This is a genomic window from Deltaproteobacteria bacterium, from assembly GCA_016219225.1.
In the GTDB taxonomy this organism is placed as follows: Bacteria; Desulfobacterota; RBG-13-43-22; order RBG-13-43-22; family RBG-13-43-22; genus RBG-13-43-22.
This window is the reverse complement of sequence record JACRBX010000028.1, coordinates 12,817-39,011: the sequence shown is the minus strand read 5'-3', so window position 1 is coordinate 39,011 and position 26,195 is coordinate 12,817. Positions and strand designations below refer to the sequence as shown.

Sequence of the window (26,195 nt, the reverse complement as noted above, 5' to 3'; positions counted from 1 at the left end):
CACCTCGGATATAGCCTTTTTAGCCGCCGAAGGCGCGCTGGAAGGCGTGGACCGGGAAACGCTTGATTACATCATTGTCGGTCAAAATTTCGGAGATATGAAGGCCGACAACCCCAGATCCGACATGGTCCCCACCATCGCTGCCAGGGTAAAGCACAAGCTGAAGATAAAAAATCCTTATACTGTGGCCTATGACGTTCTCTTTGGGTGTCCGGGTTGGCTGCACGGGATGATTCAGGCCGATTATTATATCAGGTCCGGGGACGTCAGGAAGGTTCTGGTTATCGGGACAGAAACCCTGTCCAGGATTTCAGATCCCCATGACATAGACAGCATGATCTATTCCGATGGAGCCGGGGCCGTCCTGGTTGAAGCAACCGACCGGGAAGCCGGAATCCTGGCCCATGTTACCCGATCCGACACCTTTGACGAAGCCTACCTGTTACGCCTCGGCCCATCCTACAATCCCGATTATGACCGAAACCGGCTGTTTCTCAAGATGGACGGTCACGAGATCTACAAATATGCCGTCAAGACCGTTGCGGAGGCGGTAAAACGAAGCCTGGACAAGGCCGGATTTTCTTTGTCCGACGTCAAGAAGGTCTTGATACACCAGGCCAATCAAAAAATGGATGAAGCGATCCTGAAAAGGTTGCTAAAGTTATACCAGATAGAAAAAAACCCGGCAGACATTATGCCGATGACGATTTCCTGGCTGGGGAACAGTTCTGTGGCCACCTTGCCTACTCTCTTTGATCTATTACAAAGGGGGAAGCTGAACAACCATGTTCTCCATCCGGGAGATCTGGCTGTTTTTGCTTCCGTTGGAGCCGGCATGAACATTAATTCCATGGTTTACAGGATGCCTTAATCCCGGCTAATCTTCAAAGAGCAGGCACAAAATACTCCGGGAAATATTAAGAATAGGGCTCTTGCTGCTGTTGAATACGGCATGATAGAAACGCGTGTCGGCGATCGAGCTGTTTAAAAAATTTTCAATGAACCGCTCGCGCAGCTTCTGGTTCTCAATCACCAGAGTTCTCGCTTCCTCGATGGGGATATCCAACCGTTGTTGGATGGACCGGATACGGTGCTCGATGGGCGCTTCGAGCCGGAAGTGGAAACAATTGGGGAGGTGCTGGGTTAAAATGGCTCCCCCCCGGCCGACGATGATGGCGTTTCCTCCGAGGGCGATCCGAATGACATAGCGGGCCAGGACCTGGTAGGCATCACTGTGGGTAAGCATACCGGGGATCATCGTGACCAGGGCATCGAAGGCCTGAGAGGCATCCCCGAGGTTAGTCAGGAGACGTTCGGAGAGGGCCGTTTCACGGCTGACCTTTTCAATCAGAGTCTTGTCGAAGATCGTCCAGACATCCCCTGTCTTCTTTTCGAGGAGGTTCTGCACTGTTTCAGCCAGCGGAAAACTTTCACAGCCGAACTGCCGGGAAATGGTGATCGTCGGTTTCCGTTCGTGACGAGGTTCCTTCTTCAATTGCTCTTGAATCGCTATCCAGGTTGACAGCCGACGGTCGATATTGGGAACCAGTTTCTCTGTAAACATGTTCAACCCCTCCTTTTGGATTCTTTCCTCTCGCCTTGTATTGGTCTATTTTCTTATTAAGCCCTCATGCCCGGGTCAGGCGCCACGAAGCATGAAAATAGATTCAAGGCCCAGAATTTTTCATACTTGAAACTTGTATCTTGCATCTTGCATCTTGAAACTTTATTTTCGAACTAATTATAAGAGATTTGGCTGAAAGGGGTCAAGAACAAAAAGCCCCTTGCGCCCCTTCACTTTCAGGCAGATTTCCTGCAGACCGCCAACCTCTCATTTTAAAATAGAGGTTTTTCTACCTTAAAATACAGTCTTTACCTTATCGCCTCCCCCGGTTGTTTTCATTAAGATATTTTTAACATCCATAATTACCTTGCCAACAACAGGAGAACATCATGTCCGGGATAAAAAAGGGGCTTTTCTTTATTTCATTTTTTGTAATCGGTTCTCTTCTGGTTCTGTCCTTTTATACCGAGAACCGGCAGGAGCAGAAATCCAACCAGGACCTGGCCGATCCTGCCGCTTCCGAGGCCGGTAAGTCGGCCCACAGGATTCATATCCACTATATCGGTCCTCAATCGGCCTCAGCCGCTTCCGAGACCGAAAAACAAACGGCCTATTCCTCCATGTCCGGGCCGGGCAAAAAAATCCCTCTTGGAAGCGGACATTATTTCCTTTACGGTTTCGATAAAAAACCCAAGCTGGGCATCGTAATCATGAAGGTCGAAGTCTTTACCCGAGAAGGCAAAAAAGATACCTCCTTTCAGATCAAGGCCGATGCCGATATGCCCTCCATGAGGGGTGCACATGGAACAGGGGACCGGCCTTTTACCCTTTCCAAAAAAGGGGATTATCTCCTGCCGGTTGATATCGTTATGCCGGGCGATTGGGAAATAAGGCTGACCCTCGTTAAAGAAGGCAAGGTCATTTTCAGGGGGAGTTATGCCTTCAATGTTTAGTCGCCTGATTCTTGGCCTGTTGCTTTTAGCCCTGCCGAAAATGGCCCAGGCAGCCGACCACCTGCTTTATTTCGAAGCCCAGGGGATCGCCGGTTATTCTTCTCAACTGGAAAAACCGGTCTATTATTCCATGAACCCCGATGCCGAGATGCAGAAGCCGAGTATCGGTTTTGATTATCTGAAACGATTTTCAGGAGAATCCGGAGATTGGGGCACCTTTGCTCTTCAGGGGCGTCTGGCCCTGACCGTCGATGGAGAAGACAAAAGATTTGAGACCCAGTTCTACAATGCCTATTTTAAATTGAAAACCCCCGGACCTTATGTCTGGGTCGGACATAACCGTCCGGCTTTCGGCCTTTCCTCCTATTTCGACAGCCACGGCCTGATTTTGAGGACCCTGGCCATACAGGGTTTCGGTTATGACCGGGACTGGGGGGCAGGGCTCTATCGGGATTTTTCCTGGGGGGATATCTCGGCTAGCGTCACCACCGGTACCGGGATGCCGGCCTATTTAAAGGGCAATTATATGACTGCGGCCCGCATCTCTTACGGGGTGTTGAGCCAGGATAATTTTAATTGCGGTTTTTCCCTGGGGTACGGCAATACCCTGGACACCATGGGTTATAATGTCAGGGACCCGGAGCCCATACTGATGAGGCTGGCCAGTGCCGACCTGACCCTCCTTTGGAATAACTTCGAGCACCGGTTCGATCTCCTGGCCGGGGATTGGCTGGGAAATGACACGCATGCCCTGTTTTACCGGATAGGGATGAATCTGGATCCGGAAAACCGGTTGAAGATAGAGGCCCAGCCCACCTACTGGAAGTTCGGCAATGAAACGGATTTTCAGATGTCTTTCTGTTTTTCAAGCCAGGTAACCTCGGATCTGACGGTCCGTTTAATGCATACCTACGACCGCAATACCGATGACAACCGGTTTATCATGCAGCTCTATTTCTACATGCCCCTGTTGTGAGATTCCCGGGCACTATGAAACAGGAAATTTTTTCAGACGATGGGCTATGGGCAATAGGTGCTGGGCAAGGTACAGGATTCAATGTTTTTGCACATAAAACTTGCAACTTTATTTTCCAACCGATCCCTGACCCCCGAACCCTGGCTCCTGATCCCTATTTTCATACTAAGCCCTCATGCCCGCCTGAAGCGGGCACCGACCAAGCATGAAAATGGATTTTCCCAGACCTTGAACCCTGAACCTTGAACCGTATTTTCGAAATAAGGACCATCTTATGATCAAACAAACTCTGTTGATCCTTCTTTTTCTTCTGACCACCTCCGCAACGGCCTGGGGGGCGGTGGGATGCGACCTGAATGATCCTGACCGGGATGTGGCCAGACTCTTCCCGGAATCGACCGGCTACAAAACCATCTACACTTCGATTGTCCAGAAGGGTGGAGAAAAACTCCTGGCCAGGATTGAAACAAAACTGGGAGATAAATTCCACGGTATTTATGAGACCATCGACGTGCCTTATACCATCTATGAAATATTTAATAACAAGAAAAAGGTCGGTTACATCCATGGGGTAAACCAGAAAGGCCAGTTCGGAGGCATCCAGATCTTTGTGGTCCTCAATCTGGAAGGACACATCAAAGGTTTTTATATCCAAAAAATGACCAGCCAGTACGCCGGGAAATTGCGGGATGCCCGGTTCGGCCGGCAGTTCACCGGTCTGACCATCAAGGATTTCGACTCTTATGATGTACTCTCAGGAAAGACCTCCGGCAAGGTCGAGGCCATAAAGAATCCGGCCCCTGAAGCCGAGGCCGATTTTCGGGCCGCCCTGCGGGCCACGAAAAAAAACCTGATCCTGATGGACGAGTTTATCTACCACCCACAGACGGCTTCTTCCATTCCGGGGGGATCTCAAAAATGATTACTACCTTTCAAGTAGCCTACAAGAATCTGTTGCGAAAAAGGATCCGCAGCTTACTCACCCTGATCGGCATTGCCCTTTCCTCCTGGGTGCTGGTGAGTCTGTTGGGGTTCAACCAGGGTTATGAAACCGCCCTCAATAAAGATATAGACAATATGGGTTTTCAATTGATGATCATGGCCAAAGGCTGCCCCTACGAAGCGGCTACCATGATGCTCAAAGGAGGGACCGGGCTCAAATATATGAAGGAGTCCATCGAGAAGGATGTGGCCAAAGAACCTGAAGTGGAGAAGACCACGCCGATCCTCATGTCGGCGGTCCTCGACCCGAATAAGGGGGAAAGCGGCGGGGTGGCCGGATACTTCGGAGTGGACCCGGTAAGTTTCAGCGAAATGAAACCCTTTCTTAAATTCAAGTTTGGCCAATGGTTTTCGGATCAAAACGCCTATGAGGCGGTTATGGGGTATGAGGCCGCCGAACTGGAGCAGCGTGAGGTAGGGGACATGATCCTGATGCCTGAGAAGAACATTCAGTTCAAGGTGGTCGGGATACTGGAAAGGACCGGAACCCAGGATGACGGAACCATCTTCGTACCCCTCAAGACCCTTCAGAAGATATTCAACAAACCCGATGAAATCACCACATTAGGAATCAAAGTCAAAAAGGGGGTGAACAGCACCCGACTGGAGGACAGGCTCTATCAGCTTCCGGACGTCCAGATCGTCAGCCTGGCCCAGGTGAAAGAAACCATCATGAATCTGATTTCCACAGCCAAGGTCATGGTCCTGTCCATAGCCCTCATAGCCATTCTGATCGCCATGGTCGGGGTGATCAACACGATTTTGACTTCGGTCTGGGAAAGGTTTCAGGAGATCGGCATTTTAAAGACCATTGGGGCCATGCCCTGGGACATCTTTAAACTGATTTGGATCGAAACCGTGATACTTTGCACTACCGGAGGGGTCCTCGGGGTCATCCTGGCCCTGATACTGGCAAGGGTAACGGATGTGGTGATCCGCAGTGTGTTACCTTATGCCCCGGGCGGTGGCCTGGTCCGCATCGACCTGAAACTGATCGTTATCACCCTGGCCGGAATCATGGCTATCGGCCTTTTCAGCGGCATTTACCCGGCTTGGAAGGCCGGAAGGATCAGACCTTTGGAGGCGATCCGGGGAGACGTGGGAAGATGAGTCAAAATGGGTTATCCATAGAAACAAAAAACCTGGTCAAGGTCTATTCCCGAGGAAACGAGGAGGTTCTTTCGATCAATGACGTTTCTTTCGAGATCAACAAAGGGGACTTCATCTCGATTATCGGGCCATCGGGGTCCGGTAAAACGACCCTGATCAATCTCCTGGGCTGTCTCGACAACCCGACTTCCGGAGAACTTAATCTGGCCGGTCGGCCGATCTTCGGAAATGGAAAACGCCTTTCGGAAGGGGCGCTGACCAGGATCAGGAGGGAATTATTCGGATATATTTTCCAGAATTTCTACCTGATTCCCACCTTGACGGTCCTGGAAAATGTCCTGCTGCCCCTGACCTTTTTTCGCAAGCCCGGCACGGAGGCGGAGGCCGTCCGGCTTTTGGAACTCCTGGGGATGGGTCACCGTAAAGACCACCTCCCGGGTCAAATCTCCGGCGGGGAGATGCAGAGGGTGGCCATAGCCAGGGCCATGGTCAATAAACCGGAGATACTTCTGGCCGATGAACCGACCGGAAACCTGGATACCAAGCGATCCATAGAAATTGTCGAGGTCTTAAAAGAACTCAACCGCACAGCCGGGTTGACCATCATCATGGTCACGCACAACCAGGATCTGGCCCGACAGGCCAACCGGTTGTTCGAAATGCGTGACGGCCGGATCGGGGAATTTGTAAATCGGCAGGCACCTGCCGAATCAGGACCACTTCATTAAAGTGGCTGAAAACTTTATTTTCTAACTATGCACTCATGCCCCAGGAAGCGCCACGAAGTATGAATATTTTTTCAGGCGATGGAAGGAAGTTGGAGCCTATTTTCCTATTAAACCCTCATGCCCGTTTTGGGCGCCACGAAGCATGAAAATATTAGTTAAACGTGGAGTTAGCTCGTCATTCCGGCGAAAGCCGGAATCCAGGCTGAAGAAAGTCCGTAACCCCTTCCTGGATGCCGGATCAAGTCCGGCATGACGGAGGACAAACAAGCCTGGAGGTTAATCCGGGCCTCTTTTCGTATTAAACCCTCATGCCCGTTTTGGGCGCCACGAAGCATGAAAATATTTTCGCCAGGCGTCGATTTAATTGTTTTTGGTTTGCTTTGAGCTTTGAACTATTTTCTATCTTAACAGGAGGTACCCGATGAAAAAAATATTGATCCCGCTGGTTCTTTTTGTATTTGCCGCACCAACCCTGGCCCTGGCCGATGCCAGGAGCGACTACCATGCCCAGTGCATAAGTTGTCACAGAGGGAGTGCCAAGACCAATATAAGAAGGGCTAAGTTGTTAAAAATCGACCCCAGCAAACTCTTTCTGAAAAACAGTAAAATGAACAAAGAGGAGATGATCGAAATCATCATAAAAGGAAAAAACCAGATGCCCGGCTTTGAGAATAAGCTTACCAAGGAACAGATTACGGCCATAGTCGATTTTCTCCTGAGTTCAAAATAAAAACGATACCCCCAGGGTAAAATCCGTACTCATTAGGCGGTAAATGGATATACCGGCGAAAATCAGGTATGCCACAAGACAGATCAGGGTAAGTCTCTTCTGGATCATGGGCAGGCTGCGGGAAAGGCTCTTGATCCCTTTGAAAGGCATTAAAACCCCTACCCCCAGCCCTGAAACGACCCCGACAAGCAGGGTCCCATAGAGCAGGTATCCGATGTATCCGTACTCTCTTTGCAAAATGCAGAATGGGCAGTGGTGGGTCGGAAGCTCGTAAAAATATAAAGAGAGGAACGAAATCAGAGAGACACAGGAAACAAGAAAAAAAACCCCGCTGGCCAAAGAGAAGAGACGGCCCAATTTCCCCCTGGTCCAATAAACAATGCCCAAGAAGAAGGTGAGGGCCAAACCGGAATAGAACCCTGCCATACCGGCCCTCACCGGCACTGAGGCAATCTCCGAACTGACGCTGCTTCTTTCCGTACTGAACAGGCTCCCGCAGCAGGAAGTGATTACATCCCCTTTTAACCCCAGGAAATAAAGGGTCTGCATGACGGATTCCGTGACCATCAAAGGGGCAATGAAGAGCAAAAGGGCATATTTTTTCTTGATCAAAGGATAATCAAAGACCTGGTTGTCCGTATAATTAATAATAAGCCACAGACCCGCCAGAATGAAATTAAGAATCTTTAAGAGAAAGGTCGGATAGCCGTAAGGATTGACGTTCAAGGTCCCGGCCGCACACATGGCCCCGACGAAAAGCCGGTGCAGGTTGTCGGCCGTGTAGATATAAAGAAAGAGCGAGCCGATTTGAAATACCAGGACATAGGATAGAATGGTGGAAATGAGGTAGGTGCTTCGCTCCAGCGCAAGTTGTTCCTCACTGCCGCTTTGTATATCCCACCGCCGGATGATCCGAATCCCGAAGAAGGAAGCATAAAGGACCATGCCGGAGATTAATAAGGAAACCAGGATAAGGGCGATGATGGCCGGGTGGAGGATCATCCAAGGCCACCATCGATCCGACCGTCCCGGACCGCTACCACCCGGTCAACCATAGAGGCCTCACAGACCAGAGGGTCGTGGCTGGCAATGACGGCGGTTTTCCCCTGGTCCTTGAGGCGATTGATAATCTCCATGAATTCCAGGGATAGTTTGCTGTCCAGATGGGCGGTCGGTTCATCGGCAATAAGGACCGGGGGATCATTCATCAAGGCCCTGGCGATGGCTACCCGCTGGGCCTCTCCGCCGGAGAGCCATTCCACCCTGGCGGAAGCCCGTTTTGCCAGGCCGAAAAGCCCTAAGAGTTCAAAAGCCCTTTTTCTGACCAGGCCGTATTTTTCACCCAAAGGATAGGAAGGCAGCATAACGTTTTCCAAAACCGTGATCCCTTTTATCAGATTGAACTGCTGGAAAATAAAGCCGAAGGTCCGTCGCCTGATCTCCGTTAAAAACCTTTCGGGCAGGCTGGTAACTTCCACCTGGGCATTTCCCCCCATTTCCGGAAGCCCGAGATTGGCAACCGGCAACCCCTGCAAATGGATCCGGCCCGAGGTGGGCCTGGTCATACAGCCTACGAGACTGAGAAGTGTGGTCTTACCCGACCCGCTCGGTCCTTTCAATACCGTGATCCGGTTTGCTTCCAGCCAAAGGGTCACCCCGTTAACAGCAATAAATTCATTCGTTTTACCCAGGTTGAATCCTTTTATCACGTTCATTAGCTGAATCATTTAAAGTCCCCCACGTTCAACATTGATGACCTCTCTGATCGTCACCCCGGTAAAAGCCGGGGTCCAGACACCGTCTCGGTGGCAACCAGGAACCAGACCAATGAGCCTGGATTCCGGCTTTCGCCGGAATGACGGGGGCTACCAGTCCTTCAGTATTAGTCATTCCGGTTTCCTTTCCCATTCCCCATTCCGAAATCCGCATTCCGCATTCATCAGGTCCTCATCACCGAATCGGGATCGACGATAGCCGCCCTCCAGGACGGCACTATGGTGGTGATCGTGTAAGGCACTACCGTCAGAAAAAAAAGCACCGCAATCTGGTAGGGATCGAGAAAGGGGGTCAACCTGAACGCCGGGTAGAGGACCGACCAACCCTTGAGGGCCGGTGCGAACAGGAAGGCTGAAGAAAAGAAGATATGGGCATAGGCCAGGAGGATCCCGAGGCTGAAAGAAAAGAAGGAGACCAAAAGGCCTTCATAGCCTCTGACCGTAATGACATCCCCTGTTTCCCAGCCGATGGCTTTCAGAATGCCGATCTCCCTTCTTTCCTCGGCGCTGAGGCCTGAGGCCTTTTCCCAGGCAAAAATCACGAAGGCCAGAATAGCCATCATCAGCAAGACCACAACGATTCCGCCCCGCCAGTCAAAAACCGAGTCATAGGTCCGGACCATCTCGTCCCGGATAATAGGGCGCGTATCCGGGAGCAGTTCCGAAATCTTGTTGGCTATGGTAATCAGCTCTTTGGGATTACGCACGGTTACCACCAGGTCGGTCGCCTGTTCAGCCGATAAACCGAAGAGAACCCGGTAGTCGGCTTCGGAAAGGAGAATCAGATCGGAAGAAACCAGCTCCGATTCAGATGAAAGCACATCCTGGACGACGAAAGTGTGGATGGCTCCATTGTAGGCCCGGAAGGCCATCATATCCCGGGGATAAATCCTGCGGCTCCTGGAGATCCCGTGGCCGATAATAATTGTTTCCGGAGGGATGGTGGTGTTTCGGGAAACCATCAGGGTATAATTGGCGCCAAGGGCCGAGTCGTAGAGATATCCCCACAACCTCGCTTCGGCTGAGATGACCCCACGGATCTTCCTGATCTTTTCGAGATAGCCCATTGGAATGGGGGCATATCTGCCCTGCAACAACCGCTGGACAACCATTTCAGGGGCATCCTTCAGGATAAGAGCGGCTTCTTTTTTCATGGCCTGGGTAAAGAACATGGCCGATCCCAAAATAAAGACCACCAGGGTATAGACTAAAAGGAGACTGATGTTTTTGCCTTTCCTGCGCATCAGCGAGGAGAGGGTGAAGTCAAGTATCATCCTTTGCTTTTCAATCCAGACGGCCATGCAATCTCCTTAAGGTTGGCGGCGGGCCGGCAATGGAGCCGGCCGGAAAATGTTCCAGGGAAAGGGGGTGATCCTGAAAAGCCGAATAGAGATCTGCCTGGGAAAGATGACGGGTGTAGCGGGCCTCGGTAAAAAGACACAGGTCGGTCAATTCCAGGTTTTTGACCACACCGGACAGGTGCCGGATTAAAGGGATATCGGCCTGTCGCTGCCAATAGGCCTGAACAAACATCAATCCCACCAACAATAGACTTACCACCCAAAGGGCCAGACAGAGGCTCGATTTTCTCGGGGAAGACCGAACCTCGCCGGCCTTTTTCTGAGGAGATTTGCTAATCAAGGGTTTTGATGACCTCCACTGTCACCTCAATGAATTTGAGGATCCGCTTTCCTTTGTGGTCCTTCAAAAACTCCCGGGCATCCGATTCCTTTTCCAAAGGGATCAATTCCCGCCCCATGGGCCCATAAACATCACTGCCCAGCACGTACCAGGCGGTTTTGGCGTTTACCGGGGAGAGTGCATAATAATCCTGCACCCAAATAGCCTCGATATCTTCTATTTTCTTTAAAGGGTTGTACCGCTTCAGGTCAAAAAAATATTTGAACATATCTTTCTGGCCATCGAAAAAGGCACGAGAGCCGTCCTTGAAAACAACCGCACTCGTCCAGTCCGGATATTTGGTAATAAACATGCCGCAAACCGGGCATTTGTCTTTGACCGTCGGCTTCGGCATCCCTTTTTCGGCTGCTCCGACCAGAGAACCCAACAAGATAAAACAGAGGATGCTCAAGACCGGCAGCTTCAGGGAAAACCCGAATTCCAGGTTTCTAATGTCCTTCATTATTTCTTCTCCATTTGGTGCATCCTCTTCATCTTCCTTCTCTCCCGGATCATCCTGGTGTCGGCGCTTAAGTCCTTATAAGCGGCTTCCAGGGCTTCATCAAATCCTGCCAGGTTACCTCCGTGTTCCTGCCGGTATTTCTCCGCATCTTCCTTTTTTGCAAAGGCCCACTTGGCATTTCTGGTCATCACACCGGGTTTGTCCCCTCCGATGACCCAGAAGGCTGTTTCAGCGTCGAGTAAAACCTTGGTCTCGTAATCCCCGACGCGGATGAGCTTCGGTTTCTTGTCCAGATTCAAGGCCAGATCCACGGCAGTGCAATGAAGACTGCACGTCCCCACGCTGGTGCCATCGTCATATTCAATATGCATCCGGCTGTGGGCAAACATCTCGCGGTTCATACCGCAATACTTGCAGGCCGGTATGTCTTTTACATCGTTGCCGTAAGCCCAAAGGGCGCTGCCGACGATGAAACAACATACCATCAGCATTGAGCCTAGTCTTTTTATTTTCATCGGTTTTCCTTTCTTTAAATAAAAATAGTTTCATGTTGCAAGATGCAAGTTTCAAGTATGAAAAACCTTGAACCCTTTACCTTGAACCTATTGGCATGCATCAGGACGCTCTACAGGCCTTGAGCGCCTAATACCTGTTTTGAAAATCGGATTGGATGGACTGGGCTACGGGGTATTGGGGGGTTTGACCGGAACATTAGGGTATACCTGGCGGGGTGAATAAAAACGTTCCGCCCGGCTGACCACGGGCTGAAAATGGATGGTCATTTCAAAGGAAGGGTAAATTAAATCCGGCGACCAGTCGGTATCCTGGACGTCGGCTGGGGTGTTACATTTGGGGCAGGAAACCAGGGTACAGGCACAGGGGATTCCCTGCCCGGTACAACAATAGCAAACCAGACCCCCGTGTTGTGTAGAGCCGGAAACCGGCGTCAGGCTGAAAGGAGCGCACAGGAGAACCGCAAGGGCTATGATCGAAGGGATTAAGGTGACTCTTTTCATTTCACAAAAGCCCCTTGATAATCCTGTCCAATCCCTCTTGGTTGGGTTCACCCAGGATTTTGAAGCGGATGATGGTTTCCCGGTTGAGCACATAGGAGGTCGGTATACCGGAAACACCGAATTGCCGGGCGGTCGATGAACGTGGGTCCAGGAGAACAGGATAAGTGATCTTGACATTTCTGAGGTACTGTTGCGCCGCTTCCTTGGTTTCACCCACATCAATAGAGCAGGGTAAAATCCCCTTTGGGCCGTAATGCTGGTGGATGGTCTCGAGAAGGATCATCTCCTTGCGGCAGGAAGGGCACCAGCTTGCCCAGAAATGGATCAGGGCCACCTTGCCCTTGAAGGCGCCGGGAAGGTTGAATGGGGTTCCTTTAAGATCATTCAAGATCATCCGGGGCGGAATATCACCGATTCGCAATCCCGCTTCAGCCTTTGGGGACAGCCATCCGGGAATTATAAAGCCCCATCCGGCCGCCAGACAAATTTTCCAAAAATCTCTTCTCTGCACTACAGAATCCTTTAGACTGAATTTTTCTATTTTCGTATCAAGCAGTCCTGCTGGCCTCAAGCCAGCGCCACGAAGCATGAAAATTGTTTTCGCCGACCCCCGATCCCTCGCCGACCCCCGATCCCTGACCCCCGATCCCTGAACGTTATTTTCGAACTAAATATACCATTCGCCTGGATAATGTAAACACTGTAATGGAAATTATGCAGCCATGGCCTATTTTTTTAATTCCTCCCTGCGGATGGGTAACCTTCTGATCCTTTTACCGGTAGCTCCATAGATGGCGTTGGTGACGGCCGGGGCGATGGGAGGCACCCCCGGCTCTCCCACGCCGCTGGGGGCTTCTTTGCTGGGTACAATATAGACTTCGATTTTGGGCATCTCGTCCATGGTCAGAATCGGATAATCATCAAAATTTTCCTGTTCCACCCGGCCGTTTTTGAAGGTAATGGCTCCATGGAGGGCTGCGGAAAGACCGAAAACAATACCGCCCTCCATCTGGGCTTCGATGGTGTCTGGGTTGACCACCCGGCCGCAATCGATGGCACAAACGATCTTATGGAGATGAACTTTCCCGGCAGGGTTTACGGAGACCTCGGCCACCTGGGCGACAAAACTGCCGAAGGACTTGTGCAGGGCCAGGCCCCGGGCCCTTCCGGGTGCCGGGGGTTTACCCCAGCCGGCTTTTTTAGCGGCCAATTCCAGCACACCCCGATGACGGGGTTTCCCGGCCAGGAGCTGACGACGAAAGGTATAAGGGTCTTTTCCGATACTGTGGGCTATTTCGTCAATAAAACTTTCGACGACAAACGCGGTGTGGGAATGGCCCACGGAACGCCACCACTGGACCGGAACCTTGATTAGGGGGCTGTGAAGGCTGACCAGGATATTGGGGATCCCATAAGGAATATCTTCGGCCCCTTCTACGGAAGTTCCATCGATTCCGTCCTTAACCAGGGCCTGTTCAAATGGTGTCCCCTTAAGGATCGATTGTCCGACAATAGTGTGCTGCCAGGCGATCAGTTTCCCTTTCGGATCGAGGCCGGCGGTTATCCGGTCAACCCACATGGGTCGATAATAGCCGCCTTTCATGTCGTCTTCCCGGGTCCAGACGACTTTAACCGGTTTTTTGATGGCCATAGCCACCCGAACCGCTTCGACCACAAAGTCCGAGTCAGGATTTGCCCGGCGGCCAAAACCGCCACCCAAAAAGGTGGTTTGGATCGTTACCTCTTCGGGCTGGAGCCCGGCCACCCTGGCTGCAGCAATGCGGTCAATGGTTTGAAACTGGGTGCCTGTCCGGATTTCCATATGGTGTGGGCCTAAATCCACAAAACAGTTCAAAGGCTCCATAGCGGCATGGGCCAGATAAGGGACCTCATAATCGGCCTGGATCCGCCTGGCCGCCCCGGCAAAGGCCTTTTCAGGTGTTCCTTCTTTCCGGGCCACAACCCCCGTGTTTTGGGCCAGCCTGTTGTATTGTTCCCTCATCCCCTGGGTGGAAAATCCGGCCAGGGGCCCCTCGTCCCAGGATATCTCCAGGGCTTCCCGCCCTGACTTGGCCGACCAAAAATCAGCGGCCGCCACGGCCACTCCGGATTCGATTTGGACCACCTCTTTTACTCCCGGCAGGGCTTTGGCCTTTTCGCTCTTAAAACCCTTTACTGTGCCGCCAAAAACAGGAGGACGGGCGATTACAACGGTGAGCATGTCAGGAACCTTGACGTCCATACCGAAGAGGGCCGTGCCGTTGGTCTTGGCCGGGGTATCCAGTCGCCTTGTGGGCTTTCCGACAAGTTTGAAGGCCGAGGGGTCTTTGAGTCGGACCTTTGCCGGTACCGGCCGGGCGGCGGCTCTTTCGGCCAACTGTCCATAGGTCAGCCTTTGGCCGTTGGGGTGAATCACCGCACCCTTCTCGGTCCGGCACTGGGCCCGGTCTATCTTCCACTGGTCGGCTGCGGCGGCCGCCAGCATTTCCCGGGCGGCTGCCCCAACCCGGCGCATCCGTTCCCATTCACTTTGAATACTGGTACTGCCGCCGGTCATCTGGATACCGAAGGCCGTATGGTTATAGGCCTTGTCCACCGGGGCGGCCTCGACACGCACTCTGGCCCAGTCACATTCGAGTTCCTCGGCCACCAGCATCGACAGGGAGGTATAAACCCCTTGTCCCATCTCTGATTTGTTGACCAGGATAGTCACCGTGTCGTCCCTGCCGATACGGATAAAGGCGTTGAGGGCCGAAGGAGAAGTTGAATCCGCTTCGGCCTGCCCCGGGTTTGTCTGAAAGGGGATGTGAAAGCCAAGGACCAGGCCGCCGCCGATCAGTGCCCCGGTCTTTAAAAAGTCACGCCGGCAAAGATTGACGATTCCGGTCATTTTTTCCCTCCTTTGACCATCATACCCGCGGCCCGATGGATAGCCCGGCGGATACGCTGATAGGTCCCGCAGCGGCAAAGATTTCCGGACATAGCTTCATTGATATCCAGGTCGCTTGGCTTCGGATTTTTGGCCAGCAGGGCCACAGCGGCCATAATCTGTCCGGAATGGCAGTAACCGCATTGGGGCACATCGTCCATGATCCAGGCCTGCTGGACCGGATGACGGCCGTCTGCAGAAAGCCCTTCAATGGTAATGACCTCCTTGTCCACAGCAAATGAAACGGGGGTGACACAGGAACGGATGGCCTCCCCGTTCATCAGGACCGTGCAGGCGCCGCAGACGGACATGCCGCATCCGAACTTTGTTCCGGTCAGACCAATGGTGTCCCGAATCACCCACAAAAGGGGGGTGTCCGAAGGCACCACGACCTGATAATCCTTCCCATTCACTTTAATGGAAAGCATAGACCCCTCCTTCCGATGATAAATTTTCAGATGGCTTTTTTTAAGATACCTAAGGACGCCCAAGGAGTTAATAAGGCAGATACTGTATTTTATGTAAAAATGGATTGTATTTTGAGGTCATTTTTCATTGACACCCTAACCTTTCATGGCCTATATTCTGAATGGGACACCACAAATCGTCAAAATTTTTTAGAGGCGATGGGCTATGGGTGATGGGGCAAGGTGCAGGGTTCAAGCTTTTTACACTGGCAACTTTCGCTTCAACTGTCCCCTGATCCCTGATCTCAGAATTCTATTTTCGAACTAAAGGGAGGAAAACCTAATGGCAGAGAAAACCGCGTATCAACAATTGGCTGAGTCCATAGGCGCCGGCGAATCGAAATATATTCCCGGGATTTTTGAAAAGATGGCCGACGAAAAGGAGGCCAAAATCCTTTTGGCTGCCGCTCCGCCGGCCACGCTTGAGGAAATCACCCAAAAGACCGGTCTCAAAGAGGAAGAGGTCGAAAAGATGATCGACCCCCTCTTTCGGAAAGGTCTGCTCTTTAAATCCAGGAAGGGGGACGTGATCCGATACTACCGGGTTCGGAATCTCTTTCAACTCCACGATTCCACGGCCGTAACCGTGAATCCCCCCCAGGGGATGCTGGAATTGTGGAAAGCCTTCATGAAAACGGAATTCGACGACTACAGCCGGATGGTAGAACAGGTCTTGCCGGCCCCGGCCGTCAGAGTGATCCCGGTAAACATATCCATCAATCCCGAGACCCAAATCCTGGCCTTTGATGATATCCGGAACATCGTATCTAACGCCAGGGTCCTGGCGGTTACCCCCTGTTCCTGCCGCCTCATCGACGGAGAATGCGGCAAACCGGTGGAGGTCTGCGTCCAGGTCGATAAAGCCGCCGACTATGCCATAGAAAGGGGAACGGGGCGCAAACTGGAAAAGGAGGAGGCTCTCCAATTGATGAAGATGTGCGAGGAGGAAGGCCTGGTCCATGTGGGCGACAACAAACGGGCCCCCGGCCATGTGATCTGCAATTGCTGCAGCGACTGTTGCCTGAACTGGCCGTCACTGCGGACCGGCCTCGGGAAATTCGTGGTGCCCAGCCGCTTTCGGGCCAAGGTAGATATGGAACGCTGTTCCTCCTGCGGTACCTGTCTGGACCGCTGCCATTTCGAGGCCATCAGCCTGGAAGGGGAGGGAGACACCGCCGTCGTCAATGCTGAGAAATGCATGGGCTGCGGGGTCTGCCTGGTGACCTGCCCCGAAGAAGCCCTGGCCCTGGAAGAGGTCCGGCCGGCCGAATTTGTCCCGGCCTGATGGGATTTAACCGCCCACTGCCGACCAGGGGGCACTAAGGCCCCTGGTCGGTTTTTCTTTGCGGAAAACAATACCTTTAAATTAATACCTTACATCTCACCACGTTCAATTCCCGCTCAACGGAATAAAAGAAAACTCTTATCTTAACCCCCTATTCCTCCCTATCTTTTTAAAACACCAAGGGTCCCATATACCGCCCTGCGGCCAATAAAATACAGGCTTCAAGCTATTCCTTTTCGAAGTTCTTCTGCTGTATTATTAAAATACACGGACATAGACCCCTTTTTTATTGATAAAAACACACTAAATAAGGGCAAAAGGAGTAAAGGAGGTGAAATGGTTTTAAACAGTCTGGTTTCGAAAAAAATGAAAAACACGGACCTCCAATAAGGAGAATGGAAATGAACTTTTCAGGAAAACGATTTTTTTTCAAAGCCGCCCTGCTTTTGATCGCAGCCTCGATAGGCAGCCTGTCCGGCGCTCTGGCAGCCCCTTTGCCGGGAGGAACCCTGGATCCGACTACCATTCCGAAATTTGTAATCCCCTTGGTGATCCCACCGGTGATGAAAAACAGCGGCACGGAAGATAATTATGATATTGCCGTCCGGGAGTTCAAGCAGCAGATATTGCCGGGAGGGATATGGAATATTTTAAACGGCCGCACGGACGCCTTTCCGGCTACCCCGGTCTGGAGTTATGGACCGGCAGCCGACCCCCGGCCTGATGCCGGCGCCCTCGGAATTCCTGCCGGCGTAGCACCCGCTCCCAACTCCCAATTTAACTACCCGGCATACACCCTGGAGACGGTGTCGAATAGCCCGGTCAATGTCAAGTGGCTAAATGAACTCGTGGCCATCAATCCGGCAACGGGTTTTCCTTATCCTGTGGGATCCCCGTCCCGCACCTTCCTGCCTCATTTGCTGCCGATTGACCAGACGCTCCACTGGGCCAACCCACCGGCTACCGGGTGCAGCGACGGCACCGATCGGACCGACTGTTTTACGGATAATCCGGCTCCCTATACCGGACCGGTGCCGATTATAGTTCATGTCCACGGGGCCCATGTCGCTCCCCATAGCGATGGATATCCAGAGGCCTGGTATCTGCCGGCGGCTTTTGACATCCCTGCCGGCTATGCCACCCGGGGTTCAAACTTTGATCAGGCTCCGGGTGCACCTCTTGAAGACGGCGCCGCCCAGTTTCTGTACCGCAACGATCAGCCCGCCACTACCATCTGGTACCACGACCACTCCCTCGGTATGACCCGCTCGAATGTCTATGCCGGTCCGGCGGGATTCTGGTTGGTGCGGGGTGGGGTTTATGATGGGGCCATAGACGGGACCACGGGGCTCCCGGCCGTCCTTCCGGGACCTGCGCCGACAGCGGGCCAGACGGTCCTTCAGCTCAATGTTCCGGGTGATCCCGTCAGGAATGCCGTACGGGAGATCCCCATAGCCATTCAGGACCGCTCCTTCAACTCCGATGGCTCCCTTTTTTATCCGGGCAGCCGGGCCTTTTTCGATGGATTCGCCGGGCCTTACATTCCTGATTTGGTTCCCAACTTCACCAATGTTTTCAGCGATATTTCACCGATATGGAATCCAGAGGCCTTCTTTAATACCATGGTGGTAAACGGCAGCACCTGGCCGGTTCTGGAGGTAGCTCCGGCCCTGTACCGTTTTCGTCTTCTGAACGGCTGTAACTCGCGGTTTCTGAATCTGTCGCTCTTCGTGGTGCGCCCGCACCCGAAAAAAAGCAATAAATATGATAAAGAATTGGCTATTTACCAGATTGGGGCCGAGCAGGGATTCCTGCCACAGGTGGTTCAGGTCCTGACGGGGTATGCAACCCCCCTGCCCGGAGACGGAACGATGCCAAAACCAAAGAAAGCCGCATCCAAACAGCAGGCCCTGCTCATGGGGCTGGCTGAGCGGGCCGATGTCCTGGTGGATTTCAGCGGCCTGCCGGACGGCACCAGAATCCGGATGATCAATACAGCGCCTGATGCCCCTTTTGGCGGATTTCCCGATGTGCCGGCTGATCCGGCCACCACCGGTCAGGTAATGGAATTCGTGGTAAATTCCGCGCTTTTGCAGCCCGCTGACGTATCTTCGACCTCCCCATTGAACCTGGTCATGAATTCTGAGGCAACCAGCGCACCTCTCGGTGTTGCCAATGTCATCCGGAAGGTTTCCCTTAACGAAGAAGAATCTTCTTCGGTCTGTGTGGATGCCTTTAATGCGGTTATCCCCGATGTCCTTCCGCCTCTCTGCGGGGGTCTCGGCGTGCCGGCCGCACCTAAGGCCGCCAAACTGGGTCTCGTAGGCCCCGTCGATCCGTTATCGGGACTACCGACCGGTATGCCCATGATGTGGGCAGATGCCATAACCGAGAAGCCTGTTCTGAACGATATTGAAGAATGGGAGATCCACAACTTCACGGTGGATGCACACCCCATCCATCTGCACCTGGTTAGATTTCAAGTCATCAGCCGTACCCTGTTGGGCGGGACTCCGAGCCCGAACGGCGTGACGCCCTGGGAAGCCGGCTTCAAGGATTCCGTAATCGCCTACCCCGGTGAAATCACACGAATCAAGGCCAAATTCGATATCCCGGGGCTCTTCGTCTGGCACTGCCATATCGTTGAACATGAAGACAACGAAATGATGAGGGCCTACTGTGTCGACGACGGTGTGACCCCCTGCAACCCTTAACCAAATAAAAATTGAGGGCCGCTGCCAGGCGGCCCCTCAATCATAAATTTTCAGAGAATCTGCGAAAGGAGACGATTCATGATGAAGTTGACCAGAAGAACCTTCTTTAAAAAATCTTTGGCCGCGGTGGCCGGCGGCTATTTGGGATTGAGGGCTGCTCCGGCGGCGGGCAGGCAAGGAGGGGGCGGCGGCGGCATGGGTGGTGGAGGCATGGGCGGCGGCGGGACGATAGATCCCTCTCCGGGGGCGGCCTTCCGGGACCCTGTCCCCATGCAGTCGATCAGGAACGGGAATCTGGTAGAGGTGAACCTGGAGTCCATGATCTCCCCGGTAAATATCAATGGAACAACGGCAAACCTGATGACCTATAATGGTTATTTTCCCGGCCCGACTATAAACGTTAAAAAAGGCGATGTTCTCAGGATAAATTTTGTCAACTCCCTGCCCTATTCATCCGAAACCAATCTACTCAATTATCAGAAAAATATGACGAACCTCCACACCCATGGATGGCATGTTTCACCCAAAGAACCTGCGGATGCAGCCCATTTAAACCTGATGCCCGGCCAGACCTACCCGTATGAATATGATCTCTCCCTGCTCGACAGCGGTGCTTTTAATTTCTATCATCCCCATCGCCACGGTCTCGTGGCCGAACAATTCTGGGCCGGCCTGGCCGGGGCCATGATCGTGGCGGACGAAATCCCTGCTCTCGGCAGTTACGAGACCCACGTCATGGTTCTGAAGGACATTTCTTTAAGCGGCCCTGACCCGGCACCCCATTCGATGATGAGTGATTATATGCACGGCAAGGAAGGAAACACCATCCTGGTGAACGGACAGGTTAACCCGGTCCTGCCGGCCAGGCCCGGACAGGTGCAGAGATGGCGCATTGTCAATGCCAGTAACGCCAGGTTTTACAAACTCAGCCTCGCCAACCACACCATGTATCTTATCGGCACAGACGGCGGGCTGCTCGATAAGGCTTACCCCCGTTCCCAGATCCTCCTCTCTCCCGGTGAGAGAGTGGACCTGCTGATTAAAGCCAGCACGACCAATGGAAATTATAAATTTCTTTCCCTGTCCTATTCGCGGATGGGCATGATGACCTCGCCTCAAATCACCCTCCTGACCCTTTCCGTTCAGGGAGCGCGGGTGAGCAACGCCATTCCTTCTTCCATCGATCCGGCCGCTGTCCGGATCGATCCGAATTCCGTGATGGTTATGGCCCAAAGGACCCTTTCCCTTAGCATGGGCCAGGGAAGAGGATATATCAACGGCCAGGACTTTGACGTTGATCCCTACACCATCATGTCGAATCTTGGATCGTACGAAGTCTGGACTATTGTCAACAATAGCGGCATGGATCACCCTTTCCATCAGCATGTTAATGCCGCCCAGGTCCTTTCCGTAAGCGGAGTCGATTCGTCATACCCCCCCTATTCGACCCTTCCTGCTTGGAAGGATACGGTGCTGGTACCCAAATGGGGTAGTGCAACGATACTTGTCCCTGTTATGGATTATGACGGTATGACGATGTTTCACTGTCATATCCTCGAACATGAGGATATAGGGATGATGGGCATGTGGCATATTATGGGTATGATGTAACGCCTGAACAGAAAAAGCGTAAAGGGCGGCATAAGGCCCGCCCTTTACCAACCATCCCCCTTGGCTTCGGCCAACGAGGCCACACCTCGGGGTTTTTATAGCCGGATATATTCCTTTGGCTCCAGATTGGTGGCCATGGTCCAAATCAAAGCCGTACAATCAACAATTCGAAATACAGGGATAGCATCGAACCCATTTTTTTCAATCCAGGGCTTGAGAAAAGGTCGTTTTTCGGCAATTTCTTTTTTTAATTCCAGGTCATCCACCAAACCGGCCTTCCCGAATACCCGGATTTGAATGTTTTTTTCGCGGTTATGAAAGCAGACTTCTATATTGGGATTCTGCAGCAACTGTTTCGGCAAATCCTTCCCGTCCACCGTCTGGAAAATAATACCCTGTTCATCGGCCCGGATCATGCCCATGGCCCGGACATGAGGCCGGTTGTTTTCAGAAGTGGCTAAATAGCAAATGGGGTTGACATTCAAAAATTCAAGTATTTCTGTTTTATTCATAAATTTCTCCTGTTATAATTTATTTAACTTCCCGGCTCGGAAATTTTTTTGTCATACCTATTTAACCATCAACCCCAGCCATCGGTCAATAATAAAAAAGGAGGGAAAAATATGAAAGCTCTTAGCATTGCTCTTTCAGGGGTTTTGTTGGTATTTTCCTTGTTAATCGGTTGCGTGGCCTATGTCCCAGGACCGCCACCGGACGGGGTCTACGTCCCCGGCCCACCACCGGAACCCCTGGTGGATGTGCGGCCGGTCATCCCTTATCCCGATTCGGTCTGGATTGGAGGCTATTGGGGCTATCACGGCGGCAATTGGAACTGGAGGCGCGGGTATTGGGACCGGAGACCCCATCCGGGAGCGGAATGGCATCCCGGACGCTGGCATCACCACGGTCCCCGGGGATGGGGCTGGAGACCGGGCTACTGGAGATAACCTTTATTTATTTTGATGCTTGGCCACAAACCAATCGATGAGATTTCTGGCAATACTGATCTTGCCGGGAATCTTGGGGAGTCGGTCAAAAGCAAACCACTTAGCATCCAGGATCTCTATGCCGTCCGCCCGGATCTCCCCGCCGGCATATTGGGCCGTGAAGCCGATCATCAGGGAATCCGGAAAAGGCCAGGGCTGACTCCCGAAATAACGGATATCTTTGACTTCAATTCCGGTTTCTTCCCTGACCTCCCGGGCAACCGTCTCCTCCAGTGTTTCTCCCGGTTCGGCAAAACCGGCCAGGGTACTGTAAAATTCGTCTTTAAACCGGGGGGAACAGGCTAATAGACACCGATCCCCCCGTTCAACCAGGACAATCACCGCCGGTGAGATACGCGGGAAATACAAGGTTTGGCAACTTGGACATTCTTTAGCCCGGATACCGTCCTTTTCCCCCATCTCCCCCCCACATTGGGGGCAGAATCGGTTTTTTCGGGACCAGTCGAGAAGGTGGATGGCCCGGAAGGCCATGTAAATCATATCCTGGCCTAACCACTCGTGAAGCGGCCACAGGTCAAAAAAACTCATCCCCTCCGGGATCTCCGCCGGATCAGACAGCACAGCGCCATAACAAGGCTTTCCTTCCAGGGTTCCGAGATAGATCGCTCCCTGGGGATGAAGTCCAAGATCATCGAGGCTGTAAGAAAGAGGAATCATCAGCCGGTCGCCTTCGGCGGAAAGGAGCATTTTCCGCTTATAAAAAACAAACCACCGGGCCGGCACTCTTTCGAGGGGTTGGGCTACAAGGGGGATTAATTCACTTTCCATAAAATAACACCATTATTTATAAAAACTACAAATTCAGTAGAATACGCAGGCGATCTTCCACGGCAGACATGGTTTCTTGGGATACCGGGCCGAGACGTTTGGAAAGCCTGTCTTTAGAAATGGAACGAATATCTTCACACTTGATAAAACTTCGTTTAAGAAGTCCTCCTTCGGAAATTTCAATGGGAACATGGAAGGGTATCCCTTTTTCCTTTGAGGTAACGGGTATAACTACGATAAGCTCGGCCGGGCCTTGGTTAAAAAGATCTACCGAGACAATCAGGGCGGGCCTTCTTCCGAAAGGCTCGCGTCCCCGGGTAGGATTCAAATCAACCAACCAGACTTCCCCACGCCGCGGTTCCGCCATTTCTTCACTCCCTCTGACCATCAGACAAGGTAGGATCCCATCGTTTCCGCTCCCCCAGTTCCGCTTCCCAGGTTTTCGGGTTTTCTTTTAATACCGAATAGGCCTTATTAGCTTCTTGGAGAAAACGATGACGGCGGTAATCCTCAATCGCGGCATCCAGGATGGTCTGGAGCGATTTTTTTTCTTGGGTGGCAATCTCCCTTAAAATATTACTGGATTCTTTACTTATTCGAATAGTTGAACTTGAACTTGGCATGATCTCTCCTTGACCACATATCGTTCACAGATATGTATACAAAAAAGTAACTGAAATGTCAACTTCTTTCCTGGGAGAGCATCTTCGTGATCAGCTATTTTTTTATTTTAAACTTTAGGAGTGGATGGGGGCGAACGGTTCTCTGAGAGGCTCTTTAGGACGATTTCCGGCGGGGTTTTTCCCTGAACGACCGCCAAGGCCCTCCGGGTCTTCTTGACACCTAAAGGGCTTTCTTCTATACTTCAGTAGGAAAAGTAAGTTTCAAGATGCAAATTTCAAGTTTCAAGCAGGAATAACCTCATAATGGCTTTGGGCAATATACTGGAGGAGAAAAAAAACTAACCAAAGATATTCACCTTCAAATTCATACTTAAAGGGGGCGGAGAAATGAATATTAGAAAATGGTCTGCAGTCTTGGGTGTTCTCTTCCTATGTTGTCTTGCCGGCTGTTCGGCCTTGAATCGGTATCAGAGGGATGGAGAGCTCGGCCTCTCAGGCCTCAAAGAAAAGGTGAACGTTCTGCGGGATGAAAAGGGCATGGCTTACCTCTATGCCCAGAACATGGATGACGTCCTCTTTGCCCAGGGATTCGTTAGCGCCCAGGACCGGTTATTCCAAATGGAGCTGACCCGGCTCTTTGCCTCGGGCCGTCTCTCGGAGATGGCCGGCGAAGAAACCAAAGGCCTCGATATCCGGATGCGGACCATCGGCTTTTTCCGCAATGCCCAAAGGCATGCCCCGTTGCTGGACGAACCGACCCGGCGCAACCTGCAACGATACGTGGACGGCATCAACGCCTGTATCCGGGAAAATCCCGAATCCATCCCCTTGGAATTCAAACTCTCCGGTATCGTCGCCCAGCCCTGGCGCATCGAAGATGCCCTGACCATCATGTATTATATGAGCTGGGGTTCATCGGCCAATCTGGGGACCGAGATCATTGCCCAGATGCTGGTCGAAAAGCTCGGACTGGAAAAGGCCCGGGAGATCTTTCCCCTTAATATCAACCCCGACAATAAAGACAGGGGCCGACAGGCCAATACCGGATCAGACCAGGAAGTAACCGGCATTAACCTCGGTCCGGACCAGGCCCTTCTCAGTTTTCTGGAAACGGATTCCCTGCGGATAGGGAGCAACAACTGGGTAGTGGGTCCCAAGACCTCGCCGGGCGGCAAACCGGTCCTGGCCAATGATCCCCATCTGGATGCCCGGATCCTCCCCGGACCATGGTACCCCGTGGGTCTGATCACCCCGGAGATGAGATTTGTCGGTGCCGGAATACCCGGCACCCCTTCTCTGGTGGTCGGCAGGAACAGCCATATCGCCGTGGGTATCACCAACAGTTATGGGGACACCCAGGACCTGTATATCGAAACCCTTGACCCGAAAGACCCCGGCCGATACCTGGAGGGGGCTCTATCGGTTCCATTTCAATGGATTGAAGAGACTCTCAAGATCAAGGACAAGAAGGCCCCCGAAGGGTTTCGCCTGGAAACCATCCGGATCAGGACCACCAAAAGGGGACCGGTGGTCTCCGGCATCCTTCCGGGTTTGAAGGGCCATAAAGTGATCACCCTGCGCTGGGCCCCCTTTGAGACCATGGGGCCCGCCTTGGGCCTGGACAAGGTCCAGGAGGCCCGGTCGGTTATGGAAGTCCGGGAGGCATTGAAAGGGGTAAATTGGATCGGCCTTAATTTTGTCTTTGCCGACATCAAAGGCAACATCGGCTGGCAGACCTCGGGGAAGCTCCCCATCCGTTCCCAGAAGGACGGAACCGTCCCCTTTGTTGTAAAGGACGGTCAGGACAACTGGATCGGCTGGATCCCTTATGAAAAGATGCCCCAGTCCCATAATCCGGAAAGGGGATGGCTGGGGACCTGCAACCATGACACCGTACCCAAGGACTATCCCTTCTATTACTCTTCCCACCTGTCGCCCTCTTACCGCTACCGGCGTCTAAGCGAGCTTCTGGATGGGCCGGGAGTCAAATCCGCAGACGACCACTGGCAATTTCAGCGGGATACCCTGAACCTTATGGCCAGGGAGATCACCCCCGTCATGGTCAAGGCCCTTATGGCCCATGAGGACACCAAACCCCTGGCCGCCATTCTCAGCAAGTGGGATTTCCAGGATGACAAGGATCTGGCAGCTCCGACCATCTTTCAGGCCGTCTACCGCAAATTCGCCCTGATGGTCTTTTCCGAAAAACTGGGCCCGGAATTGACGGCACTGATGCTCGACAACTGGTACTTCTGGCAGGAACGGCTCCAGGATATGGTGATTAAAGGGACCTTACCCTGGCCCGGTGACTTAACAATGGATCAGACGAAGAAAGCCCAGGAGGACCTTTTTCATAAGGCCGCCAAAACCGTAATAGAAGAGTTAACCCCAAGCCTCGGAGTGAATCCCGAGAATTGGCTCTGGGGCAAGGTGCATCAACTGGAATTGGTCAGCCCCATCCGGCGGAAAGGCTTTGGCAAGGGTCTTCTGGGCGGCGGCTCCAACCCGATGGGGGGCTCGGGGGAAACCCTGTACCGGGGCATCTATGGCTTCAACCAACCCTTCGGGGTAACGATTTCGGCCTCTATGCGCATGGTGGCCGATTTGGCCGATGAGGACAAAATCGTCGCGGTCCTGCCCGGCGGGATCACCGCCCGGGTCTTCGACCCTCATACCACAGACCAGATCAAACCCTTTATGGAAGGCGAAAAGCTCTATTGGTGGTTCAGCGATAAGGCCATCAGAGACCATGCCCGGCAAACCCTGATCCTTAGCCCCAGGTAATGGGCAACTA

Annotated in this window: 27 protein-coding genes; 12 read left to right on the top strand and 15 right to left on the bottom strand. The window is 52.5% G+C overall.

All coding sequences use genetic code 11. The features are described from left to right. A partial coding sequence (locus HY879_02135; protein MBI5602132.1) for a ketoacyl-ACP synthase III occupies nt 1–871 on the top strand: 871 nt, incomplete at its 5' end. 6 nt (nt 872–877) lie between these two features. On the opposite strand, the gene HY879_02130 is transcribed toward HY879_02135, so the two are convergent. Beyond that, nucleotides 878–1,564, bottom strand: a complete 687-nt coding sequence (locus HY879_02130; GenBank protein ID MBI5602131.1) for a cytidylate kinase-like family protein — start codon at nt 1,562–1,564, stop codon at nt 878–880. Nucleotides 1,565–1,953: 389 nt separating this feature from the next. Between HY879_02130 and HY879_02125 the strand changes: the two genes are divergently transcribed. The 6 genes from HY879_02125 (at nt 1,954) to HY879_02100 (ending at nt 7,063) form a co-directional block, all read left to right on the top strand. After that, nucleotides 1,954–2,517: a hypothetical protein gene (locus HY879_02125; GenBank protein MBI5602130.1), complete on the top strand. Its 564-nt coding sequence runs from the start codon at nt 1,954–1,956 to the stop codon at nt 2,515–2,517. Then, entirely contained in the window at nt 2,501–3,493 is a 993-nt protein-coding gene (locus HY879_02120; GenBank protein MBI5602129.1) for a hypothetical protein, read from the top strand. Before HY879_02125 ends, HY879_02120 begins: the two co-directional genes overlap by 17 nt. A 274-nt stretch (nt 3,494–3,767) precedes the next feature. Beyond that, a complete protein-coding gene (locus HY879_02115; GenBank protein MBI5602128.1) occupies nt 3,768–4,415 on the top strand; it encodes a hypothetical protein in 648 nt (215 codons plus the stop codon). Continuing rightward, nucleotides 4,412–5,605, top strand: a complete 1,194-nt coding sequence (locus HY879_02110; GenBank protein MBI5602127.1) for an ABC transporter permease — start codon at nt 4,412–4,414, stop codon at nt 5,603–5,605. Before HY879_02115 ends, HY879_02110 begins: the two co-directional genes overlap by 4 nt. Continuing rightward, on the top strand, nt 5,602–6,333 hold the full coding sequence (locus HY879_02105; protein MBI5602126.1) for an ABC transporter ATP-binding protein: 732 nt from the start codon (nt 5,602–5,604) through the stop codon (nt 6,331–6,333). The genes HY879_02110 and HY879_02105 overlap by 4 nt, the downstream gene beginning before the upstream one ends. Nucleotides 6,334–6,754: 421 nt before the next feature. Next, nucleotides 6,755–7,063: a c-type cytochrome gene (locus HY879_02100; GenBank protein MBI5602125.1), complete on the top strand. Its 309-nt coding sequence runs from the start codon at nt 6,755–6,757 to the stop codon at nt 7,061–7,063. Here HY879_02100 and HY879_02095 read toward each other — a convergent pair. The 10 genes from HY879_02095 to HY879_02050 all read right to left on the bottom strand — a co-directional run bounded on the left by HY879_02095 (nt 7,055) and on the right by HY879_02050 (nt 15,354). Beyond that, complete coding sequence (locus tag HY879_02095; protein ID MBI5602124.1) at nt 7,055–8,065, bottom strand: hypothetical protein; 1,011 nt, start codon at nt 8,063–8,065, stop codon at nt 7,055–7,057. The genes HY879_02100 and HY879_02095 overlap by 9 nt on opposite strands. Next, complete coding sequence (locus tag HY879_02090) at nt 8,062–8,790, bottom strand: ABC transporter ATP-binding protein (GenBank protein ID MBI5602123.1); 729 nt, start codon at nt 8,788–8,790, stop codon at nt 8,062–8,064. The genes HY879_02095 and HY879_02090 overlap by 4 nt, the downstream gene beginning before the upstream one ends. A 212-nt stretch (nt 8,791–9,002) precedes the next feature. Continuing rightward, nucleotides 9,003–10,139, bottom strand: coding sequence for an FtsX-like permease family protein (locus HY879_02085; GenBank protein MBI5602122.1), 1,137 nt, complete (start codon nt 10,137–10,139; stop codon nt 9,003–9,005). Further along, nucleotides 10,123–10,371 carry a hypothetical protein gene (locus tag HY879_02080; GenBank protein MBI5602121.1) on the bottom strand — a complete coding sequence of 83 codons (249 nt, stop codon included), beginning with the start codon at nt 10,369–10,371 and terminating at the stop codon, nt 10,123–10,125. Before HY879_02080 ends, HY879_02085 begins: the two co-directional genes overlap by 17 nt. Nucleotides 10,372–10,471: 100 nt before the next feature. Next, nucleotides 10,472–10,873: a nitrous oxide reductase accessory protein NosL gene (locus HY879_02075; protein ID MBI5602120.1), complete on the bottom strand. Its 402-nt coding sequence runs from the start codon at nt 10,871–10,873 to the stop codon at nt 10,472–10,474. Between the two features lie 107 nt (nt 10,874–10,980). Then, on the bottom strand, nt 10,981–11,496 hold the full coding sequence (locus tag HY879_02070) for a nitrous oxide reductase accessory protein NosL (GenBank protein MBI5602119.1): 516 nt from the start codon (nt 11,494–11,496) through the stop codon (nt 10,981–10,983). A 165-nt stretch (nt 11,497–11,661) separates the two neighbouring features. Beyond that, complete coding sequence (locus HY879_02065) at nt 11,662–11,997, bottom strand: hypothetical protein (GenBank protein MBI5602118.1); 336 nt, start codon at nt 11,995–11,997, stop codon at nt 11,662–11,664. Nucleotide 11,998: 1 nt separating this feature from the next. After that, nucleotides 11,999–12,508: a TlpA family protein disulfide reductase gene (locus HY879_02060; GenBank protein MBI5602117.1), complete on the bottom strand. Its 510-nt coding sequence runs from the start codon at nt 12,506–12,508 to the stop codon at nt 11,999–12,001. 216 nt (nt 12,509–12,724) lie between these two features. Next, nucleotides 12,725–14,887 carry a xanthine dehydrogenase family protein molybdopterin-binding subunit gene (locus tag HY879_02055; protein ID MBI5602116.1) on the bottom strand — a complete coding sequence of 721 codons (2,163 nt, stop codon included), beginning with the start codon at nt 14,885–14,887 and terminating at the stop codon, nt 12,725–12,727. Then, nucleotides 14,884–15,354: a (2Fe-2S)-binding protein gene (locus HY879_02050; protein ID MBI5602115.1), complete on the bottom strand. Its 471-nt coding sequence runs from the start codon at nt 15,352–15,354 to the stop codon at nt 14,884–14,886. Before HY879_02050 ends, HY879_02055 begins: the two co-directional genes overlap by 4 nt. Nucleotides 15,355–15,676: 322 nt before the next feature. Here HY879_02050 and HY879_02045 point away from each other — a divergent pair, with 322 nt between their 5' ends. From HY879_02045 to HY879_02035, 3 genes are all read left to right on the top strand, one after another. Further along, a complete protein-coding gene (locus HY879_02045; protein MBI5602114.1) occupies nt 15,677–16,678 on the top strand; it encodes a 4Fe-4S binding protein in 1,002 nt (333 codons plus the stop codon). A gap of 401 nt (nt 16,679–17,079) precedes the next feature. Further along, on the top strand, nt 17,080–19,392 hold the full coding sequence (locus tag HY879_02040; protein MBI5602113.1) for a multicopper oxidase domain-containing protein: 2,313 nt from the start codon (nt 17,080–17,082) through the stop codon (nt 19,390–19,392). Nucleotides 19,393–19,587: 195 nt separating this feature from the next. Then, a complete protein-coding gene (locus tag HY879_02035) occupies nt 19,588–21,003 on the top strand; it encodes a multicopper oxidase family protein (GenBank protein ID MBI5602112.1) in 1,416 nt (471 codons plus the stop codon). Between the two features lie 95 nt (nt 21,004–21,098). Here the strand turns inward: HY879_02035 and HY879_02030 are convergent, their stop codons facing one another. Then, nucleotides 21,099–21,515 (bottom strand): pyridoxamine 5'-phosphate oxidase family protein, encoded by a 417-nt coding sequence (locus tag HY879_02030; protein MBI5602111.1) that lies wholly within the window; start codon nt 21,513–21,515, stop codon nt 21,099–21,101. 111 nt (nt 21,516–21,626) lie between these two features. Between HY879_02030 and HY879_02025 the strand changes: the two genes are divergently transcribed. Beyond that, nucleotides 21,627–21,950 carry a hypothetical protein gene (locus tag HY879_02025; protein MBI5602110.1) on the top strand — a complete coding sequence of 108 codons (324 nt, stop codon included), beginning with the start codon at nt 21,627–21,629 and terminating at the stop codon, nt 21,948–21,950. Between the two features lie 3 nt (nt 21,951–21,953). On the opposite strand, the gene nudC is transcribed toward HY879_02025, so the two are convergent. Genes nudC through HY879_02010 form a run of 3 tightly spaced genes read right to left on the bottom strand, consistent with a single transcriptional unit; the run spans nt 21,954 to nt 23,401 of the window. After that, a complete protein-coding gene (nudC, locus tag HY879_02020; GenBank protein ID MBI5602109.1) occupies nt 21,954–22,778 on the bottom strand; it encodes an NAD(+) diphosphatase in 825 nt (274 codons plus the stop codon). Between the two features lie 25 nt (nt 22,779–22,803). After that, nucleotides 22,804–23,145, bottom strand: a complete 342-nt coding sequence (locus HY879_02015) for a type II toxin-antitoxin system PemK/MazF family toxin (protein ID MBI5602108.1) — start codon at nt 23,143–23,145, stop codon at nt 22,804–22,806. A 4-nt stretch (nt 23,146–23,149) separates the two neighbouring features. After that, nucleotides 23,150–23,401 carry a toxin-antitoxin system protein gene (locus HY879_02010; protein ID MBI5602107.1) on the bottom strand — a complete coding sequence of 84 codons (252 nt, stop codon included), beginning with the start codon at nt 23,399–23,401 and terminating at the stop codon, nt 23,150–23,152. A gap of 387 nt (nt 23,402–23,788) precedes the next feature. Between HY879_02010 and HY879_02005 the strand changes: the two genes are divergently transcribed. Continuing rightward, a complete protein-coding gene (locus HY879_02005) occupies nt 23,789–26,185 on the top strand; it encodes a penicillin acylase family protein (protein ID MBI5602106.1) in 2,397 nt (798 codons plus the stop codon). Nucleotides 26,186–26,195 lie beyond the last annotated feature (10 nt).